A 19,912-nucleotide genomic window follows, 5' to 3' on the forward strand; every position below is an offset into this window, starting at 1 on the left:
CACCGCGAGTGGAACAGCCTGACCGAGTACGTGTCGGGCACGGCGGAGGGGGGTGCGGAGGTCCGCACCCGGGCGGCGTGGGGCTCCCCGGCCGAGCGCGAGTTCGAGGGCCGCATCACGGCCGTGCGACCGCCGTCCCTGCTCGCTCGTGACGGGCGGTCGGCGGGGTCAGCCGACCTCGCCGACCAGTTCCTCCAGCGCCGGCAGGGCGTCCAGCAGGGCGGTCCGGTGCTCGGGGGACAGCTCCTCGATCCGGCGCTGCAACTCCTGCACGCGCGCCGACCGCACCCCGGACACCATCGTCACGCCCTCCGGCGTCGGGGTGGCCAGCCACGCCCGGCCGTCCTGCGGGTCCGGGTCGCGCTTGACGTAACCGGCCTCCACCAGCGCCGCCACGATGCGGGACAGGGTGGGCGGCGCCACGCCCTCCTTCGCGGCCAGGTCACCCAGGCGCATGGGGCCGCAGCGGGCCAGCGTGGCGAGCGCGGACACCGCGCCGGGGCCGAGTCCCGGGGACCCGGTGCGGCGCAGCAGCCGCGACAGCCTGCCGATCGCGAGGTACAGCCGGGCGGTGGCGTCCTCGACCTGCTCGGCGGCCATCGCACCTCCAACGGACACGAAGGGTGGAATGAAGCATCCATCATGCCGGGTGCGCCGCCGACCGCCACCGCCCGTCGGGTGATCAACGCATCAGACGTCCGGCGCAGGACTGGACGCGTGGGCCCAGAACCGCTGCGGGATGCGGCCCGCCAACCGGGCCAGCCTGCCCGCTTCCACGCCGGCGCGCATGGCCGCCGCCATCCGGGCCGGGTCCTGCGCCCGGGTCACCGCAGTGGCCAAGAGCACAGCCGAACAGCCCAGTTCCATGGCCAGCGCGGCGTCCGAGGCGGTGCCGATGCCCGCGTCGAGGATCACCGGCACGCCCGCGCGGGCCACGACCAGCTCGATGTTGTGCGGGTTGCGGATGCCCAGGCCGGTACCGATCGGCGAGCCCAGCGGCATGACGGCCGCGCAGCCCACGTCCTCCAGGCGGCGGGCCAGCACCGGGTCGTCGTTGGTGTAGGGCAGGACCACGAACCCGTCGTCCACCAGCCGTTCGGCGGCCTCCACCAGCTCGATCGGGTCCGGCAGGAGGGTCTGCTCGTCGGCGACGACCTCCAGCTTGACCCAGTTCGTCTCCAACGCCTCCCGCGCCAGCCGGGCGGTCAGGACGGCCTCCGCCGCGCCCCGGCAGCCCGCGGTGTTGGGCAGCACGTCGATCCCCAGGCGGCGCAACAGGTCCAGCACGCCGCCGCCGGCGGAGTCCAGGCGGCGCATGGCCACCGTCGTCAGCTCGGTGCCCGACGCCACCAGCGCCTTCTCCAGCACGGCCAGGTTCGCCGCGCCGCCGGTGCCCATGACCAGCCGGGACCCGAACTCCCGGCCCGCGATGACCAGCGGATCGTCCACGTCAGCCTCCCTGCACAGCGGTGAGCACCTCGACGGCCGCGCCCTCGGGCACCGGGGTGGACGCCCAGGCGGCGCGCGGCACGACCTCGCCGTCCAGCGCCACGGCGACCCCGGAGGCCGGCGCGCCCAACAGGTCCAGGACGGCCGCGACGGTCGCGCCGTCGGCCAGTTCCCGCTCCTGACCATTCACCCGAGCCTTCACCCGTGTCCTCCTTCGCGAGCTTCCCGGAGCAGGTCGAGCACCCGCCGCGCCGTCACGGGCGCGAGCAGCAGACCGTTGCGGTGGTGGCCGGTGGCGGCCAGCACGCCGGGTTCGAGCCACCGGACGACCGGCGCGTTGTCCGGGCTGCCCGCGCGGAACCCGGCGGCGCACTCGGCCAGCGCGTACTCGGCGATCCCCGGCCACACCACCTCGGCGTCGCGCACCAGGTCCCGCACGCCGCCGACGGTGACGTCCGCGTCGAACCCGGCCTCGTACTGGGTCGCGCCGAGCACCAGCCCGTCCGCGCGCGGCACCAGGTAGACCGGGCGGCCGGAGACGTGGGCGCGGATGGTGTGCGTGGGCGGGGGCAGCGCGCCGGGCCTGGTCCGCAGCCGCAGGATCTCGCCCTTGACCGGCCGGATCACGTCCTTGAGGGCCGGGTGCAGGTCACGGCTCCACGCACCGGCGGCGATGACGGTGACAGCGGAGTCCACTGTGGACTTCTCCGTGAACCGCACGCCGTTCTCGGCGCACGCCCGCCGCAGGGCGTCGAGCAGGAGCCGGTTGTCCACCGAAAGGTCACCGGGCACGGACAGTCCACTTCGGACGGTCGGGCCGAGGCCGGGTTCCAGCGCGCGCAGCTCGCGCCTGGTCACCCGGTCCGCCGCGCGACCCATCCGGCCCAGGTAGGCGCACAACTGGTCCAGCACCTCGGCGTCGGCGGCGTCGACCGCCACGGCCAACGTCCCGACCCGGCTCAACGGCACGTCCAGCGCCGCCGCGAACCCCGGCCACAGCTCCAGCGACTCCACGCCCAGGGCCAGCACGTCCTCGTCGCCGGGCCACGCCTCGGTGATCGGCGCGAGCATCCCGCCCGCCACCCACGACCCGCCGTGCGGCGACGCGTGGTCGACCACGGTCACGTCGAACCCGTCCCGGGCCGCGAACCACGCGGCGGACAGCCCGACGACACCGCCGCCCACGACGGTGACCCCACTCGCACTTGCCAAGGCACTCACGCTCCCTGCGCCGGCATGACCCGGATCAGGTTCGACGGTCGGAGCGAACCACGCTCCCTCTCAGCCCGGTGTTCTCCAGGCTCCCGTGCGGACCACGTCCACCGTAGCGCACGATTCCGGCCGGCGGTTACGGTGCCGGGCGTGCCAGGACTCGACGGAACGCAAATCAGGCGGCGGCTCGCCGACTCGCTGCTCTACCTCTGCACGCCCACGCGGCCCGACCTCGCGGACTTCGCCGACGCCGTGCTGGCGGGCGGCGTGGACATCGTGCAGTTGCGCGACAAGGGCCTGGAGGCCAAGCAGGAGATCGCGGCGCTGGAGGTGCTGGCCGAGGCGTGCGCCCGGCACGGCGCGCTGCTCGCGGTCAACGACCGGGCCGACGTCGCGCACGCCGTGGGCGCGGACGTGCTGCACCTGGGCCAGGACGACCTGCCGGTGCCGGCCGCCCGCCGCGTCCTCGGCGACGACGTGGTGATCGGGCGCTCGACGCACGACGTGGACCAGGCGCGGGCGGCGGCGATCGAGCCGGGCGTGGACTACTTCTGCACCGGCCCGTGCTGGCCGACGCCGACCAAGCCGGGCCGCCCCGCGCCGGGCCTGGACCTGGTCCGCGCGACCGCCGGGGCGACGGACCGGCCGTGGTTCGCCATCGGCGGCATCGACCGGGAGCGGCTGCCCGAGGTGCTCGACGCCGGCGCGTCGCGCGTGGTCGTGGTGCGCGCCATCACCGACGCCGAGGACCCGAAAGCCGCCGCAGTCTGGTTGAAACTTCAACTAAAGGGCGTACAGTCGTAGGCGTGATGCCTGTGCTGTACCTGGGCCACGGGGCGCCCCCGCTGGCCGACGACGAACGGTGGACCGGCGAGCTGAGGTCGTGGTCCGCGACGCTCCCGCGCCCGGAGTCGATCCTGGTGGTGTCCGCGCACTGGGAGGCGGACCCGCTGACCCTCGGCGCGACCACGACCGTGCCGCTGACCTACGACTTCTGGGGCTTCCCGCAGCGGTACTACGAGGTCGCCTACGAGGCCCCCGGCGCGCCCGAGCTGGCGGCTTCGGTGGCCAAGCTGGTCGACGAGCCCGTGCACCGGGACGAGGAGCGCGGGCTCGACCACGGCGCTTACGTGCCGTTGAAGGAGATGTTCCCGGAGGCGGACATCCCGGTGCTCCAGATGTCCATGCCGACCCTGGACCCGCGCCGGTTGTTCGAGGTGGGGCGGCGGTTGGCCCCGCTGCGCGACCAGGGCGTGCTCATCGTGGGCAGCGGGTTCATGACGCACAACCTGAGCTGCGTCGACATGCGGCAGGGGCCGGACTACGCGCCGCCGTCGTGGTCGGCGGAGTTCGACGACTGGGCGGGCCGGGCGCTGGTCGACGGCGATGTGGACGCGTTGCTGGACTTCCGGCACAAGGCCCCGGCGGCCGGCATCGCGCACCCCAGGACGGAGCACTTCGCGCCGCTGTTCGTGTCGTTGGGCGCCAGCGCGGACCAGGAGGCGGCCACCACGGTCGAGGGCTTCTGGTACGGCCTGTCGAAGCGGTCCGTGCAGTTCTCGTGAGGCCGCGCGCCGGAGGCGCGCCACCCGACGCGGCACCCCCGGGGCCTGAGGGGGAGGAGGGACAGGCCCCGGGGGTGCTTTCACGCGGTGCGCGGTCCGCAGGGGGAAGTGACCGCGCGCCCCAAGTGCGTCACCCGATCGTCAGGCGCAGGCCGTAGACGCTCAGGATCTCGTTGAGCGGCTGGAAGTAGGTCGTGCCGCCGGAGGTGCAGTTGCCGGAACCGCCGGAGGTCACGCCCTGGGCCTGGCCGAAGCTGGTGCCCGCGACCCACGAGCCGCCCGAGTCGCCCGGCTCCGCGCAGGCGCTGGTGCGGGTCAGGCCGTAAACCGTGCCCTGCGGGTAGTTCACCGTCGAGTTCTTGGCCTGGACGGTGCCGCAGCGCCAGCCCGTGGTGGAGCCGGAGCGGCAGATGGTCGCGCCGACGGCCGCCTCCGACGAGCCGCGGACGGTGACGTTGGTGCCGTTGTAGCGGTTCACCCACGGCCGCGAGGTCCAGCTCGTGTTCGTGGCGACCCAGGCGTAGTCGTTGCCGGGGAACGACGAGCCGCGGAACGTGCCCTGGGACACGCGGTTGTAGCCGGTGGTGGTGGTGCCGACCCGGCCGCAGTGCCCGGCGGTCACGAAGCCGCCCGACACCGAGAAGCCGACCGAGCACCGGCCGCCGCTGCCCATGTAGTACGCGTCACCGCCGCGGGTGTCGTACAGGGTCGTCGGCGAGTGCTCGACCTCGACCACGCGGACCGCCGGGCTGACGGCCTTCGCGGTCGCGAGGAACTTGTCGGCCGCCGCGTCGCGGACGTGGCGGTTGACCTCGACGACGACGGAGTTGCTCTTGTCGTCGACCCGCCAGCCGGTGATGGCCTGCGGCGCGGACAGGGTGTCCAGGGCGGTCTTCGTCCCGACCAGCGAGCGCTGGGAGAACGGGACCACCTGCGGCTCGGCGCCGTGGGCGCGGACGGCGTCGCTCTTCGCGGCGTCGGTGACACCCACGGTGAGCTTGCCGCTGGCGGAGTCGATCCACGCGCCGGCGAACGTGTCGCCGAGCACATCGCGAACCTTCGCCTCGGCTTCACCCGACCTGGCGTCACTCGCCAGACGGACGCGGGCCTGTTCCGCGTTCAGGCCGAGGTCGCGTTGCACCGCTTGGAGCAACTCGGCCGGGTAGCTCTCCGTGTCGGACGCGGTTGCGCCATAGGGGCCGGCAGGGTCCGCGTTCGCCGGTACGCTGAGAGCTGTAGCCGCGCCGGTGGCGAGCAGAGCAGCCGCGGCGAGGCGGGCCGCACTCGTGCGGTTCATTTAGGCGTCTCCCTCATCTTCGGGTGCAGGGAACCCGAGAGCCTGGTTGCAGGGACCGCTCTCGGGGGCTCTAGGGGGACGGGTGGTGGGGCGGCGGCAGGGGTCGCCCCACCCCTTTTCTTTCTTCCGTCGCGTGCAGGGGCACCACGACCGTCCTCACGTCGCGCTCGGTCCGGGCGGCGGGCGCTCGCGGCTCCCACATCCGGCGCCTCCCTTCCCGGTCGCTACCGACCAGTACTCGCCCGTTCGAGCGACGTTATCAGGCTGTTACCTATGACGGCGCAGTCCATCTGAGCGCGAAGTGTGTCACAGCTCACGACCGTTTGACTGCGCTGTGTAGCGTTTGACAGTTAACTCTCACTCAAGGTAATGAGACGATCACCGATTTGGGGTGATTTGCCAGAAGTAAGGGCTTCGGCGATTCATGGCCCTGAAGTGTGAATGCTGCTGCTCTGGTCGGGTGACGCCGAAGAGCTTCCCGTGGTCGTCGGAGTAGTCGTCGACGCCGGCGGTGTCGTGGTTGGCGCAACGGACGACCCGGTGGTCGTCGTGGTGCCGGTCGTGGTGGTCGTGGTGCCGGCCGTGGATTCGGGTGGGCCGGCCCGGTCCGGCGCGGGATCCTGGTGGGTCGTCGGCACGGGTCCCGGCACGGCGGTCCCCCGCACCTGCTCGGCGCTCCCGAACGCCACGACCCCCACCACGAACACCAGCGCGGCGCTCAACCCGGCCGCCGCCCACCGCACCCGCGTGCGCTCGATCGAGTGCTGGTAGAGCGCGGCCCCGACCGTGCTGACCACGCTCGCCACGGCCGCCCCGACGACCGTGCCCGCGAGGTTGAGCTTCACCCCGAGCACGGCCGCGGTGACCGCCCCCAACGCGCCCGCGACGACCTGCGCGGGCTTGATCTCCAACTTCTTCTCCTGGTCCACCATCTCCTCCGGTGGACGGGCCGCCGCCCCGACGGGTTGGCCGGCCGTGAGGACCGCAACAACACCCGCCGGCGCGGGCCATGATCGAGGCATGCGACTCGTGACGATCGACGACATCCGGTCCGCCGCCGCCGTGCTCGACGGCGTGGTCGTGCGCACGCCGCTGCTGCGGTTCGACGACGGGCTGTGGCTCAAGCCCGAGAGCCTCCAGGCGGTCGGGGCGTTCAAGATCCGGGGCGCGTACCACGCGCTGTCCCGGCTCGCGCCCGACGTGCGGGCCCGGGGCGTGGTCGCGTACTCCAGCGGCAACCACGCGCAAGCCGTCGCCTGCGCGGCGCGGCTGTTCGGGGTGCCGGCGGTGATCGTGGTGCCGGACAACGCGCCCGCCGTGAAGGTCGCGGCGACCCGGTCGCACGGCGCGGAGGTCGTGCAGGTGCCCATGGCGCAGCGCGAGCAGCGGGCCCACGAGCTGGCCGAGGAGCGCGGGGCGACGCTGGTGCCGCCGTTCGACCACCCGGACGTGATCGCCGGGCAGGGCACGGTGGGGCTGGAGGTCGTCGCCGACCTGCCGGACGTGGCGACCGTGCTCGTGCCGGTCAGCGGCGGCGGGCTGATCTCCGGGGTGGCGACGGCGGTCAAGGCGTTGCGCCCGGCCGCCCGGGTGGTCGGGGTGGAGCCGGAGCTGGCGGCGGACGCGGCGGCGTCGTTGCGCGCGGGCGAGCTGGTCCGGTGGCCGGCGGCGGACCGGGAGCGGACCAGCGCGGACGGGCTGCGGGCGCAGCCGTCGGAGCTGACGTTCGCGCACATCCGGGAGCACGTGGACGACATCGTGACCGTGTCCGAGGCCGAGATCGCGGCGGCGGTGGGCCGGCTGGCGCGGCAGGCGCGGCTCGTGGTGGAGCCGAGCGGGGCGGTGACGACGGCCGCGTACCTCAAGTCGCCGTCCGCGCGGACCGTGGCCGTGGTCTCCGGCGGGAACGTGGACCCGGAGGTGTTCGCGACGATGCTCTAGGTGTTCACGCGGGGCGGCGGCGCGTCCACACCGCACGCGTGGCACTCGTGGCCGGGCTCCCGGGGCCGGAGGACGCCGTTGTCCGTCCCCAGGGCCAGCAGCCCGCCCGCCGCCGACGCGACCGCGCACAGCAGCAACGCCGTCTGCCAGCCGCTGGTCATCGCCGCGGGGTCGGCGTACCGGTCGCCGGTCAGCCCGACGGCGGCGGGCAGCACGGCCACCGCGAGCAGGCTGCCGGTGCGCGCGACCGCGTTGTTCACGCCCGAGGCCACGCCCGCGAACCGGTCGGGGGCCGCCGCCAGCACGGTCGCCGTCACCGGCGCCACCACCGCCGCGAGCCCCAGCCCGAACACCAGGACGCCCGGCAGCACGCCCGTCGGGTAGGACGCCCCGGGTTCGGCGAGCCGAAGCAGCAGCATCCCACCCGCCACGAGCAAAGGTCCGATGACCAGCTGCGCCCGCGGCCCGATCCGCTGGGCCAGCCGACCCGACCGGGCGGACAGCGCGAGCATGATCACCGTGATCGGCAGGCTCGCCAGCCCGGCCGCCGTGGGCGAGTACCCGAGCGACACCTGGAGCTGGAGGACCATGAGCACCATGACCCCGCCCAGCGCCGCGTAGACGAGGAACGTCAACGCGTTGGCCAGCACGAATGTTCGATCGCTGAACAATTGGGGCGGCACCAGCGCGTCCCGCCCGCGCCGCTGGAACAGCACGAACGCGACCAGTCCGACCACGCCCACCACGGCCGCGCCGACCACCAGCGCGTCGAGCCCGCGCACCGGCGCCTCCACCAACGCCCCGGTGATGCCGGCCAGCCCCAAAGCTCCGACTACTGACCCGACGAAGTTCGGCCGCCCGGTCATCTGCTCGTCCCGCGACTCGGGCACCTTGGTCCGCGCGAGCCACACGCACGCGACCGCGACCGGCAGGTTGACCAGGAACGCGAGCCGCCAGGACCAGACCTGCACGAGCAGTCCGCCGAGCAGCGGCCCGACCGCCGTGGCCACGCCGGACAGCCCCGACCAGGCGCCGATCGCGCGGGCCCGGTCGTCCGGGGCGAAGGCGGACTGGATGATCGCCAGCGAGCCGGGCGTGAGCAGCGCGCCGCCGACGCCTTGCAGGACGCGGGCGGCGACCAGCAGCTCGGTGGTCGGCGCGAGCCCGCACAGCAGCGAGGCGATCCCGAACCAGACCACCCCGAACACGAACACCCGCCGCCGCCCGTACCGGTCGCCGAGCGAGCCGGCGACGAGGATCAGCGCGGCGAGGGAGAGCAGGTAGCCGTCGAGGATCCACTGGAGCCCGGCGACGTCGGCGTCCAACTCGGCCCCGATGCGCGGGAGGGCGACGTTGACGACGGTGCTGTCGAGCATCGCCATGCCCGACCCGAGGATCGTCGCGGCGAGCACGGCCCGAGCGCGCGGACTACCCCAAACGACGGTGTTCGCCACACCCCCATTGTGCCGCCCACACCACTGAGCGCGCGGCCAACCGCCGGCCTCCGGCCCCCGACACCATGATCGCACGCGCCACCGACAACCAGCCGCGACGACCGCCGCGGGCACCGCACGGGCGCCGGCCAACCGGTCCAGCCGCGCACGAGCCGACCGCCGGAACCCAGCCACACAGCCAGCCGAAACCCAGCCACACAGCCAGCCGGCTCAGCCACGCAGCCAACCGGAACCCAGCCACGCAGTCAGCCGGCTCAGCCACGCACCGGCAGCCGCCGACGCTCCCCGACAACCGACCGAGCACCCGCGGTTCGACCTGCCGACCACCGCGCGAGGCCGCGTCGGCTTGTCGCGTCGCCTTTTCCGCCGATCACGCTCTTCGATCGGCGGAAAACGCGGCGCGACGAGCCGACTCCCAGGCGGCCGAGCCGACCCGGCGGAGCCGGGTCAATCAGACACAGCTCAGTCAGACACAGGCCGGTTCAGCGTCGCCACGAACTTGTACCTGTCGCCGCGGTACACCGAGCGCACCCACTCGACCGGGTTGCCCTCGGTGTCGAAGGAGTGCCGGGACAGCAGCAGCATCGGCAAGCCGATGTCCGCGCCCAGCAGCTCCGCCTCCTCCGGCGACGCCAGGGCCGTCTCGATGGTCTCCTCCGCGTGCCCCATCTCGACGCCGAACCGCTCGCGCAGCACCTGGTACAGCGACGCCCCCGGCGCGAGGTACCGCCGCAGCCCGCGGAACCGCCCGAGTGCCAGGTGCGTGGTCTCGATGGCCATCGGCTCGCCGTCGGCCAACCGCAACCGGTGCAGGCGCAGGACCTTCGCGCCCGCCCGCACGCCGAGCAGCCGCGCCAGTTCCGCCTCCGCCGGCATCTCCGACGCCTCGATCAGCCGCGACGACGGCTGGCGGCCCTGGGCCTTCATGTCCTCTGTGTACGACGACAGCTGGAGCCGTTGCGCCACTTTGGGTTCCGCCGCGAACGTGCCCTTGCCCTGCACGCGCAGCAACCGTCCTTCGACGGTGAGTTCGGCCAGCGCCTGCCGGACCGTCGTGCGCGACACGTCGAACTCCGCGGCGAGCGACCGTTCGGTCGGGATCGGTGATCCCGGCGGCAGCGCGCGCAACAGGTCGAGCAGGTGCCGCTTGAGGCCCCAGTACTTCGGCTCGCGCTGTGCGCGAGACCTGGCGTCGACGCCAGTTGCCGGGCTCGTCTCCAGCATGCCTTCCTCCTCGACCGGTCAGTGCTCTCCCACACAACAGGATGCCTTGTCCACGTCGGATCGTGTCCCCGAACCCCCGACGAACCACCAGCGACCCGCGTGACGACCCCTCACATCGTGCTCCAGCACCCCCGCCCCGCGGGCCCGGATTGGTCCGATGACTTTGCAACGTCTCGGCAACGTCCTTGACAGGTCCTGTGGCGAGGCACACTCTAGGCCGCATTGGTCTACACCACTTTGGTCGTTCCGGTCACTGGGACCGGGGCATTGGGAAAGGGCGCACACGTGAAGGGCTGGAGAGGACTGGCCGTAGGTGCCGCCGCACTCGCGGTGGCCGTGGCCGGATGTGGCACGAGCACCGACAAGGGCAGCGGCAACTCCGGTGAACCCAAGACGCTGACGGTCTGGTTGATGGACGGCTCCGCGCCGACCACCCTCACCGACGCGTTGCACAAGGAGTTCCAGGACTCGAACCCCGGCGTCACCGTCAAGTACGAGATCCAGAAGTGGAACGGCATCCAGGAGAAGCTGACCACCGCTCTGACCAGCAACAACCCGCCGGACGTCATCGAGCTGGGCAACACCCAGACGGCGAAGTTCGCGGCTGAGGAGACCCTGCTCGACCTGAGCGGCGACGTCTCGGACCTCAACGGCGACCAGTGGCTGTCCGGCCTCAAGGACTCCCTGACCTGGGACGGCAAGCAGTACGGCCTGCCGTTCTACGCCGCGAACCGCACGGTGATCTACCGGACCGACCTGTTCAAGGCCGCGGGCATCGAGAACGCCCCCAAGTCGCGTGACGAGTGGATCGCGGCCATCGAGAAGCTCAAGGCCGCCAACGCGGCGGACCCGGAGTTCCAGTCGCTGTACCTGCCGGGCCAGTCCTGGTACGCCCTGCTCTCCTTCATCTGGGACGAGGGCGGCGACGTGGCCAAGGCGCAGGGCTCCGCGTGGGCCGGCGCGCTGAACACCCCCGAGGCCAAGGCGGGCGTCGACTTCTACAAGAAGCTCGTGGACACCTCCGGCACCAAGGCCCCGAAGGACGCCGACGAGGCCACGCCGCAGCAGTTCGAGGTCTTCGCCAAGGGCAAGACCGCGATGATGATCGCGCTGCCGTGGGAGCTGGGCAGCGCCGTCAAGGCCGACCCGACCCTGAAGGACAAGACCGCGGCGTTCCCGATCCCGTCCAAGACCGCGGGCAAGACCGCGCCGGTCTTCCTGGGCGGCTCGAACCTGGCCGTCCCGGCCGGCTCGAAGAACCAGGACCTCGCCAAGGCCTACCTGAAGCTGCTGAGCAGCAAGAAGTACCAGGACCAGCTCGCCGAGGGCGGCGCGGTGCCGGGCACCTCGAAGGACACCTCGAAGCTCGCCACCAACTCGATCGGCAAGGCGCTCGCCGAGTCCGCCCCGAACGGCAAGGTCACCCCGACCACGCCCGCCTGGGCCGCTGTCGAGGCCGGCCAGAACCCGCTCAAGGACATGCTGACCGCCTACCTGACCGGCGCGAAGTCGCTGGACCAGGCCACGGCCGACGCCAACGCCGCCCTGTCCAAGACGCTGGGCGGATGACCTAGGCCATGACGGCGGTCCACACCACCGACGCCGCGGTGCCGACGAACTCGTCGGCACCGCGGCGTGCCGCACCGGGCGGCGCGCCGCGCCGTCGGGGCAGCGCCTTCGACCGGACGCTGCCCTACCTCCTGCTGGCCCCCGCGCTGGTCGCCATCCTGTGGCTGATCGGCTGGCCGGTCCTGTCCCTGCTCGTGACGAGCTTCCGCCAGCTCAACCTCAAGGAGCTGACCCGCGGCCAGGTCGTCTGGGTCGGCCTGGACAACTACACGAAGATCTTCGCCGAGCCGGAGTTCTGGGCGATCACGGTGCGCACCGTGGTGTTCACGGCGGCCGTCGTGGCGGTCTCGGTGGTGGCGGGCCTGGTGATCGCGCTGCTCATGCGGCAGATCAGCCCGGTGGTGCGGGTCGCGCTGCAGGTCGCGATGCTGCTGGCGTGGGCGATGCCGCTGCTCGCGGCCACCACGGTCTACCAGTGGATGTTCGACCAGCAGTACGGCATCCTCAACAAGACCCTGGTCAAGCTGGGCTTCGACTCGTTCGCCGGGTTCTCCTGGTTCACCACCGGCACCTCGACGCTGGCCGTGATCGGGTTGCTGATCGTGTGGCAGGCCGTGCCGTTCCTGGCGTTCTCGCTCTACGCCGGCGTCATCGGCATCCCGCGCGACCAGTACGAGGCCGCCGGCATCGACGGCGCCTCCGCGTGGCAGACGTTCCGCAACGTGACCTGGCCGGAGATCCGGCCGCTGCTGCTCATGGTCACGTTCCTGTCCCTGCTGTGGGACTTCAAGGTCTTCGCCCAGATCTGGGCGTTCAAGAAGGGCGGCCCGGACGGCGCGAGCACCACGCTGCCGGTCTACCAGTACCTGGAAGGCATCTCCAAGAGCCACTTCGGCGTGGCCGCGGCGGTGTCCGTGGTCATGATGCTGCTGCTCGGGCTGCTCACCTTCCAGTACCTGCGCCGCCTGCTCCGCCAGGAGGGGTCACTGTGACGAAGAAGGTCACGGCGAACGTCGTCGGCGTCGTCCTGGCGGTGTTCTTCGCGTTCCCCGTCTACTGGATGCTGTCCTCGGCGTTCAAGCCGACCAGGGACCTGGTGTCCACCGACTACGACCTGATCCCGCTGTCGGTCACCGCGACCAACTTCGCGACGGCGTGGAACAAGCCCGGGTTCCTCAACTCGATGGGCAACAGCCTGTTCGTCACGCTGGGGGCGGTGCTCGCGTCGATCGTCGTGGGCCTGCTCGCCGCCGTGGCGATGTCGCGCATGCGGTTCCGGGGGCGCAAGCAGTTCGTGCTGCTCATGCTGGTCGCGCAGATGGCGCCGTTCGAGGCGCTGCTGATCCCGATGTTCCTCATGATGCGGGACCTGGAGCTGCTGGACCGGCTGCCGTCGCTGATCCTGATCTACTTCGCGGTGACGCTGCCGTTCTGCGCGTGGACGCTGCGCGGGTTCGTCAACGGCATCCCGCTGGAGCTGGAGGAGGCGGCGATGGTCGACGGCTGCGGCCGGTGGGGCGCGTTCCGCCGCGTCACGCTGCCGCTGCTGGGCCCCGGCCTGGTGGCCACCTCGGTGTTCGCGTTCGTCACGGCGTGGAACGAGTTCCTCTACGCCCTGTCGTTGATCAAGGACCAGGGCAAGGAGACGCTGCCGGTGTGGCTCTCCGGGTTCCAAACCGCGTTCGGCACGGACTGGGGCGGCGCGATGGCCGCGTCCGCGCTGTTCACGCTGCCCGTCCTGGTGTTCTTCCTCATCGTCCAGCGCAAGATGGTCACCGGCGTCACCGCCGGTGCCGTGAAGGGGTAGGCGCATGTCGTTGCACCAGCTCGCCGCAGCTGTGTTGCTCCCGGGTTTCCACGGCACGACCGCACCGGACTGGCTGCTCAAGCGGGTCGCGGACGGGTTGGGCGGGGTGGTGCTGTTCGGCCGCAACGTCGTGGACGACGAGCAGGTCACGGCGCTCACGGCCGCGTTGCGCGGGGTGCGGCCGGACGTCGTGGTCGGCATCGACGAGGAGGGCGGCGACGTCACCCGGCTCGACGCCGGGCGCGGGTCGGAGGTGCCGGGCAACCACGCGCTGGGCGCGGCGGACGACCTGGCGCTGACCCGCGAGGTCGCGGCCTCGGTCGGGGCGCGGCTCGCGGCGTGCGGGGTGAGCCTGGACCTCGCGCCGTCGGCGGACCTGGTGCTGACCCTGCAGGACCCGGTGATCGGCGTGCGGTCGTTCGGGTCGGACCCGGTGAAGGCGGGCGCGCACGTGGCGGCGTTCGTCGAGGGCATGCAGGCCGTCGGCGTGGCCGCGTGCGCGAAGCACTTCCCCGGCCACGGCGCATCCACTGTGGACTCGCACGTGGCCGTGCCGGTGCTGCCGCGCACGGAGGAGGAGCTGCGCGAGGTCGAGCTGGTGCCGTTCCGGGCGGCGGTGCAGGCGGGGGTGCGGTCGATCATGACCGGGCACCTCGTGGTGCCGGCGTGGGGCGAGGCGCCCGCCACGCTCAACCCGCGCGCGGTGGCCGTGCTGCGCGACGAGCTGGGCTTCACCGGCGCGATCATCACCGACGGGCTGGACATGAAGGCCGTCGGCGGCGACCTGGCGGAGGGGTCCGTGCGGGCGCTGGCCGCCGGCGTGGACGCGCTGTGCCTGGGCGGTGAGCCGTTGGACGACGCGGGCCTCCAGTGGCTGATCGACAGCATCGTGGCGGCCGTGGAGCGCGGCGAGCTGTCCCGGGAGCGGCTGGCGGAGGCGGCGCGGCGCACGGCCGCGCTGGGCACCCCGCCGGCGGCCGTGGACGGGCACGACCCGGAGATCGGGCTGCGCGCCGCGCGCCGGGCCGTCGAGGTGACCGGCGAGCTGAAGCTCTCCGGCGCCCCGCTGGTGCTGGACCTGGCCGTCGAGCCGTCCATCGCGGTGGGCGACGTGCCGTGGGGCCTCGGGCCGTACCTGACCGAGCTGCTCCCGGGCACGACCACGTCGACCGCCCGCACCGCCGACGAGGTTGCGGCGGAAGCGGACGGGAGGACCATCGTGGTGGTGACGAGAGAGGCGCACCGCCACCCGTGGGCTCGCGACTTGGTGCTCTCGCTGGTTAGTATTGGTCTAGACCTAGTGCACGTCGAGACGGGCGTGCCGGGTCCCGACCTGGGCACCGCTGCCCGCGTGAACACCCACGGCGGTTCACGGGTGTGCCTGCGTGCCGCGGCAGAGCGCATCGCCGCCGGCTAAGAAAGGGCTCCGATGACCGACCACCAGCCCGGCAGGCACATGGCGGCCGAGATCGACCAGCAGCCCGCGATCTTCGCGGACCTGGTCGCCCGGCGCTCCGCCATCGCGGCCGTCGCCGACGCGATCCGCGCCCGTCAACCGCGCTTCGTGCTGCTCGCGGCACGCGGCTCGTCCGACCACGCGGCGCTGTACGCGAAGTACCTGACCGAGGTGCTGCTCCAGCTGCCCGCCGGTCTGGTGTCCCCGTCCACCACGACCCTCTACGGCGCGCAGCCCGACCTGCGGGACGTGCTCCTGGTGTCGGTCAGCCAGAGCGGCGGGTCCCCCGACCTGCTGGAGGTCACCGAGTCCGCGCGGGCGCGCGGCGCGCTGACCGTGGCGGTGACCAACACGGCCGACTCCCCGTTGAACGGCGCGGCGGAGCTGTCGGTCGACGTCGGCGCGGGCGTGGAGCAGGCCGTGGCGGCGACCAAGACGTACTCGGCGACCCTGCTCGCGCTGTACCTGCTGGTGGACGCCATCCGCGGCGGCAACGGCACGCACGCGGCGGCGCTGGGCGACCAGGCGGCGGCGGCCCTGGAGCTGTCGGCGGACGCGGTCGCGGAGGCCGTGCAGCGCTACCGCTTCGTGGACCGCGTGCTGACCACCGGCCGGGGCTACTCCCTCCCGTCCGCCCTGGAAGCCGCCCTGAAGCTGGCCGAGACCAGCTACCTGGCGGCCAGGGCGTACTCGGGCGCGGACCTGCTGCACGGCCCGGTGGCGGCGGTGGACCCGGAGACGGCCGTGCTGGCGATCACCAGCGCCGGCCGTGGCGGGGACGCGCTGCACGACGTGCTGGACGTGGTCCACGGACGCGGCGCGGACGTCGTGGCCGTGGGTTCGGCGGCGGACAAGGTCCCGGCGGCGCTGCGCATCCCGGTGCCGGAGACGGCCGAGGAGGTCGCGCCGATCCTGGAGATCCTGCCCGTGCAGCGCCTGGCCCACGGCCTGGCCCTGGCCCGCGGCGGCGACCCGGACAGCCCCCGCGGCCTGAAAAAGGTCACCCGCACCCGCTGAGAGCGACTACAGACGCGCTGCGCCGCCCCCGATCCGAGGGCGCGCAGCGCGCTCGCTTCTGTGGGCGCGCGCAGCGCGCCTGCTTTTGGGCTTTTCCGTCCTCCCCGTATGGCCTGCCCGAAGGGCTACCACACTTTCCCGGGGTTGGGCCAAAAAGTTTTGCGAGGAACGAGCAAAAGTTTTTCGACCAACCCCGGGAAAGTGTGGTCGGCTCCGCCAGGCCATACGGGGAGGACGGAAAAGCCCCCTCTTTTGCTCTTCCTCCCCGGCGGCCTGCCCGCCGGCGAGGCTCTTTTACGCTTTGAACTGAACTCTCACGCTCTCAAGCCGAACGCGCTTCGCGCTCTCATGAGGACGCGCGGAGCGCTCGAAAGATCAAAAGCGAAAGCGAAGAGCGAAAAGCGGCGCTCGCCGCGCGGCAGGCCCCCGGGGGTGGAAGGGCGTCGGTTCGTTCCCCGTACGGCCTGCCGGAGGCAACCACGCTTGGGGGTTCTTGGCAACCGGTGAAGCGTGGTTGCCAAGAACCCCCAAGCGTGGTTGGGCTGCGCCCAGGCCGTACGGGGAACGAACCGAGGCCCTTCCTGTGGCTGAATAGCCCAAAGGGGACGCGCCTGCGGCGCGTAAAAGTGCGGTCTTCGGTGGGAAAGCGAGCGGTCTCCGACGCGTAAGCGAGCGGTCTTCGGTGCGTAAGAGTGTGGCCCGCACCCCCTACCCGGAGGGTGCGGGCCGGTTCGAACTGTCGGGTTACTGGCCGGCGGCGGCCAGTTCGGTGACCACGGGGACGGTGGCATCGGCCGTCGCGTCGTAGACGACTTCGCCGTTCACCCACACCTTGCGCGGCTTGAGGTCGTCGTCCCACCACACCAGGTCGGCCACCGCTCCCGGCGCCAGGCGGCCCAGGGTCGGTTCGCCGATGACGTCCGCCGGGACGATCGTGGCCGACGCCAGCGCGTCCGCCAGGTCCACGCCCACCGACACGATGTTGCGGATGGCCCGGTCCAGGGTGAGCGCGCTGCCGGCGATCGTGCCCTCCGGCGAGCGCGGCACGCCGTCTTCGGTCAGGACCACGTCCGCGCCGCCGAGCTGGTAGCGGCCCGGGGGCATGCCGGCTGCCGCGACCGCGTCGGTCACCAGGGCGACCCTCGGGCCGGCGGCGTTGAAGACCAGCCTGCACACGTCCGGGCCCACGTGGGCCAGGTCGGCGATCAGGCCCAGCGTGAAGCGGTCGTCCACCAGGGCCACGCCCGGCACGCCCGGTTCGCGGTGGCCCAGCGGGCGTTGGGCGTTGAACAGGTGCGTCACCATGCGGGCGCCCGCCGCGGCCGCCGCGCGGGTCTGCTCGCCGGTGGCGTCGCTGTGGCCGACGGCGACCAGGACGCCCGCCTCGGACAGCCGCCGCACGGCCTCCAGGCCACCGGGCTGCTCCGGCGCGAGGGTCACCATGCGCAGGTGTCCGCGCAGGTCCTCGGCCAGCAGCAGGTCGATCTCGCCCGGTCCCGGCTCCACCATGAGCGCCGGGTCGTGCACGCCCGCGCGCTTGGGTGACAGGAACGGCCCCTCCAGGTGCACGCCGAGCGGCACCGCGCCGGCTCCCGGGGGCAGCGCGGCCGACGCCGCCAGCACGGCCCGCGCCTGGCGCAGCGCCTCCGGCACCGGGGCCGTGATCAGCGTGGGCACGAAGCGGGTCACCCCGGTCCGCGGGAAGGCCCCGGCGACGAGGCGCATGCCCTCGGCGTCGACCTCGGCGAAGTCGACGCCTACCGCCCCGTTGACCTGCACGTCCACCAGGCCGGGGGTGAGCAGCCCGTCGGCCAGCACCTCGGCGTCGGCGGGCGGTTCCCCCGTCACGACCTCGACCACCCGTCCCGCCCTGATGCGCACGCTGGCGGGACCGGTGATGGTGCGACCGAGCAGTGCTCGCGGAGCTGCGACAACCGTGTCCAAGGTCCCTCCTCAAATGGTCCAGACCATTATGGCCGGAAGCGGTGGGCGACGTCACGTGTGGTTAGAAGATAACCGAATATACGTCCTAAAAGTCACTAAGTCTCGTGAAGCGGGTCCTCAAGCCGGTCCGTCACCCGTTGGCTCATACTTGGGGCCAGACATCCGAGGTCTACGGAGGTTCCGGCGTGGCGGTCACCGACGACGCGATCCTGCGCGTGAAGGAAATGATCACCTCCGGTGAGCTCAAGCCGGGCGACCGACTGCCGCGCGAGGCGGACCTGGCCGAGCGCCTGGGGCTGTCCCGGAACTCCCTGCGCGAGGCCGTGAAGGCGTTGTCGCTGGTCAGGGTCTTGGACGTGCGGCAGGGCGACGGGACGTACGTCTCCAGCCTGCGCGCGGACGACCTGCTGGGCGCGCTCTCGTTCGTCCTGGACCTGCACCGCGGCGAAGACTCGGTGCTGGAGGTGCTGCAAGTCCGGCGCATCCTCGAACCGGCCGCCGCCGCGATGGCCGCCCAACGGGTCGGACCGGAGGAGATCGCCTCCCTGCGCGCGCTGTGCGACGCCGCCGAGCACGCGCGGTCGGTGGAGGAATTGGTGGAGCACGACCTGGAGTTCCACCGGGCCATCGCCCAGTGCTCGGGCAACGCCTACCTGGCCCAACTGCTGGACACCCTGGCCGGGCCGACGGTGCGGGTGCGCATCTGGCGGGGCATCACGCAGGCCGGCGCGGTGGACCGCACAGTGGCGGAACACCGCGCCATCGTCGACGCCCTGGCGGCGCACCAGACCGAACTGGCCCGTTCGTGGTCCACGGTCCACGTGGCCGGTGTCGAGCAGTGGCTCTCCGACCTGGCCTGAGACCCGCGCTCAGCCGAACGCGGCGGCGATGATCCGCATGGCCGTCGGGGAGCGGTCGCCGCCCATGCGGAGGGTGTTGACCGAGTAGACCAGGGTGCGCGAACCGTCGAGGGTCCCGGCCACGCCGTTGTTGTAGCCGGGACGGTCGCCGGACTTGCCCCAGACCACGCGGCCGTTGCCCAGGTCGAGGCGGGTGATGCCGAGCGCGTGGGTCGCGCCTTGCGCCGTCGGCACGGCCATCAGCTCCGCCCGGGCGCGGTCGGTCAGGAAGGGGCCGCGCAGGAGGGCGTTGAGCAAGCGGTCCAGGTCGCGGGCGCTGGAGATGATCTCCGCCGCCGCCCACTGGAGGGTCGGGTTCACCTCGGTGACGTCCACGTACCCGTCCGCCGTCGCCTCGTAGCCGCGCGCGTGGACGCCGCGGATCTTCGGGTCGGCGCCGGGCAGGTACGTGTCGTGCAGGCGCAACGGCCGCAGGACCAGTTCGCGGACCGCGTCCCCGTAGGGCCGGCCGGTCGCCGCCTCGATCACCAGACCCGCCACCAGGTAACCCATGTTCCCGTACTCCTGGCGCTCGCCCGGCGCGAACCGCGGCCCCTCCGCCGCGCCCATGCGCACCAGCGTCACCGGGTCGAACGTGTCGTACCGGTGCTCGAAGAACCACGCCGGGTCCTTGTGCGGCAGCCCGTGCCCGGCGATGCCGTGCGTGTGGTTGAGCAGCTGCCGCACGGTGATCGGGTGCTTGAACGTGTCCGGCAGCAGGCCCGGCAGGTAGTGCTGCACGGTCTGGTCCAGGTCGAGCGTCCCGCGCTCCTGCAGCTTGAGCGCCGCCGCCGCGGTGAACAGCTTGGTGATGCTGCCGACCCGGAACCGGCCGTCCGGGTGGACCGGCGCGGACGTGCCGATCCGCGCCACCCCGCCGCTCCCCCGCCACGACCCGGCCGAGCCCGACACCCGGGCGAGCGCGCCGGAGGCGTCCGGACCGGGGCGCACGGCGGCGGCGAGCGCGTCGGGGTCGGGCGGCGGCACGGTCGCCGCCTGGGCCGGCACGGCGGTGAAAGCCAGCGCCGCCAAGGGGATCAGCAGGAGTTTTCGCATGGGGGAAGCCTGCCGCCGGGCC

General features: G+C 72.6%; 19 protein-coding genes and 1 riboswitch. Of the genes, 9 read left to right on the top strand and 10 right to left on the bottom strand.

The features are described 5' to 3' along the window. Positions 1–168: 168 nt before the first annotated feature. From ABD126_RS07530 to thiO, 4 genes are all read right to left on the bottom strand, one after another. On the bottom strand, positions 169–600 hold the full coding sequence (locus ABD126_RS07530) for a MarR family winged helix-turn-helix transcriptional regulator (protein ID WP_343932908.1): 432 nt from the start codon (positions 598–600) through the stop codon (positions 169–171). Positions 601–690: 90 nt separating this feature from the next. Then, a complete protein-coding gene (gene thiG / locus ABD126_RS07535; RefSeq protein ID WP_343932909.1) occupies positions 691–1,449 on the bottom strand; it encodes a thiazole synthase in 759 nt (252 codons plus the stop codon). Between the two features lies 1 nt (position 1,450). Next, a complete protein-coding gene (gene thiS / locus ABD126_RS07540; RefSeq protein WP_343932910.1) occupies positions 1,451–1,651 on the bottom strand; it encodes a sulfur carrier protein ThiS in 201 nt (66 codons plus the stop codon). After that, positions 1,648–2,670 carry a glycine oxidase ThiO gene (gene thiO, locus ABD126_RS07545; RefSeq protein ID WP_343932911.1) on the bottom strand — a complete coding sequence of 341 codons (1,023 nt, stop codon included), beginning with the start codon at positions 2,668–2,670 and terminating at the stop codon, positions 1,648–1,650. Before thiO ends, thiS begins: the two co-directional genes overlap by 4 nt. Then, positions 2,656–2,767, bottom strand: a riboswitch (TPP riboswitch). It overlaps the preceding gene by 15 nt. Before the next feature lie 44 nt (positions 2,768–2,811). Between thiO and thiE the strand changes: the two genes are divergently transcribed. Beyond that, on the top strand, positions 2,812–3,465 hold the full coding sequence (gene thiE, locus ABD126_RS07550) for a thiamine phosphate synthase (RefSeq protein ID WP_343932912.1): 654 nt from the start codon (positions 2,812–2,814) through the stop codon (positions 3,463–3,465). A gap of 5 nt (positions 3,466–3,470) precedes the next feature. Continuing rightward, positions 3,471–4,226: a dioxygenase family protein gene (locus ABD126_RS07555; protein WP_343932968.1), complete on the top strand. Its 756-nt coding sequence runs from the start codon at positions 3,471–3,473 to the stop codon at positions 4,224–4,226. Positions 4,227–4,356: 130 nt separating this feature from the next. On the opposite strand, the gene ABD126_RS07560 is transcribed toward ABD126_RS07555, so the two are convergent. After that, positions 4,357–5,523 (bottom strand): S1 family peptidase, encoded by a 1,167-nt coding sequence (locus tag ABD126_RS07560; protein WP_343932913.1) that lies wholly within the window; start codon positions 5,521–5,523, stop codon positions 4,357–4,359. A gap of 422 nt (positions 5,524–5,945) precedes the next feature. After that, positions 5,946–6,455, bottom strand: coding sequence for a hypothetical protein (locus tag ABD126_RS07565; RefSeq protein ID WP_343932914.1), 510 nt, complete (start codon positions 6,453–6,455; stop codon positions 5,946–5,948). Positions 6,456–6,543: 88 nt separating this feature from the next. On the opposite strand from ABD126_RS07565, the gene ABD126_RS07570 reads away from it, so the two are divergent. After that, a complete protein-coding gene (locus tag ABD126_RS07570) occupies positions 6,544–7,464 on the top strand; it encodes a threonine ammonia-lyase (RefSeq protein ID WP_343932915.1) in 921 nt (306 codons plus the stop codon). Here the strand turns inward: ABD126_RS07570 and ABD126_RS07575 are convergent. Further along, positions 7,461–8,918, bottom strand: coding sequence for an MFS transporter (locus ABD126_RS07575; RefSeq protein WP_343932916.1), 1,458 nt, complete (start codon positions 8,916–8,918; stop codon positions 7,461–7,463). The two genes, ABD126_RS07570 and ABD126_RS07575, sit on opposite strands and share 4 nt — an antisense overlap. 462 nt (positions 8,919–9,380) lie before the next feature. Further along, positions 9,381–10,142 carry a GntR family transcriptional regulator gene (locus ABD126_RS07580; protein WP_309111732.1) on the bottom strand — a complete coding sequence of 254 codons (762 nt, stop codon included), beginning with the start codon at positions 10,140–10,142 and terminating at the stop codon, positions 9,381–9,383. A 285-nt stretch (positions 10,143–10,427) separates the two neighbouring features. On the opposite strand from ABD126_RS07580, the gene ABD126_RS07585 reads away from it, so the two are divergent. The 5 genes from ABD126_RS07585 to ABD126_RS07605 are packed head-to-tail and all read left to right on the top strand — an operon-like array spanning position 10,428 to position 15,991. Next, the gene (locus ABD126_RS07585; protein ID WP_343932917.1) at positions 10,428–11,711 is read left to right on the top strand and encodes a sugar ABC transporter substrate-binding protein; all 1,284 of its coding nucleotides are present in this window, start codon (positions 10,428–10,430) and stop codon (positions 11,709–11,711) included. Between the two features lie 8 nt (positions 11,712–11,719). Then, complete coding sequence (locus tag ABD126_RS07590) at positions 11,720–12,703, top strand: carbohydrate ABC transporter permease (RefSeq protein WP_343932918.1); 984 nt, start codon at positions 11,720–11,722, stop codon at positions 12,701–12,703. Further along, complete coding sequence (locus ABD126_RS07595) at positions 12,700–13,518, top strand: carbohydrate ABC transporter permease (RefSeq protein WP_343932919.1); 819 nt, start codon at positions 12,700–12,702, stop codon at positions 13,516–13,518. Before ABD126_RS07590 ends, ABD126_RS07595 begins: the two co-directional genes overlap by 4 nt. Positions 13,519–13,522: 4 nt before the next feature. Continuing rightward, entirely contained in the window at positions 13,523–14,935 is a 1,413-nt protein-coding gene (locus ABD126_RS07600; protein ID WP_343932920.1) for a glycoside hydrolase family 3 protein, read from the top strand. 12 nt (positions 14,936–14,947) lie between these two features. Further along, positions 14,948–15,991 (top strand): SIS domain-containing protein, encoded by a 1,044-nt coding sequence (locus ABD126_RS07605; RefSeq protein WP_343932921.1) that lies wholly within the window; start codon positions 14,948–14,950, stop codon positions 15,989–15,991. 744 nt (positions 15,992–16,735) lie between these two features. Here ABD126_RS07605 and nagA read toward each other — a convergent pair. Further along, positions 16,736–17,935 (bottom strand): N-acetylglucosamine-6-phosphate deacetylase, encoded by a 1,200-nt coding sequence (gene nagA / locus ABD126_RS07610; protein WP_343932923.1) that lies wholly within the window; start codon positions 17,933–17,935, stop codon positions 16,736–16,738. A gap of 185 nt (positions 17,936–18,120) precedes the next feature. Between nagA and ABD126_RS07615 the strand changes: the two genes are divergently transcribed. Next, complete coding sequence (locus ABD126_RS07615; RefSeq protein WP_343932924.1) at positions 18,121–18,795, top strand: FadR/GntR family transcriptional regulator; 675 nt, start codon at positions 18,121–18,123, stop codon at positions 18,793–18,795. Between the two features lie 9 nt (positions 18,796–18,804). Here the strand turns inward: ABD126_RS07615 and ABD126_RS07620 are convergent, their stop codons facing one another. After that, positions 18,805–19,890 carry a serine hydrolase domain-containing protein gene (locus ABD126_RS07620; RefSeq protein ID WP_343932925.1) on the bottom strand — a complete coding sequence of 362 codons (1,086 nt, stop codon included), beginning with the start codon at positions 19,888–19,890 and terminating at the stop codon, positions 18,805–18,807. Positions 19,891–19,912: the final 22 nt, after the last annotated feature.

Origin of the sequence: Saccharothrix mutabilis subsp. mutabilis (assembly GCF_039521145.1) — a bacterium.
In the GTDB taxonomy this organism is placed as follows: Bacteria; Actinomycetota; Actinomycetes; order Mycobacteriales; family Pseudonocardiaceae; genus Actinosynnema; species Actinosynnema mutabilis.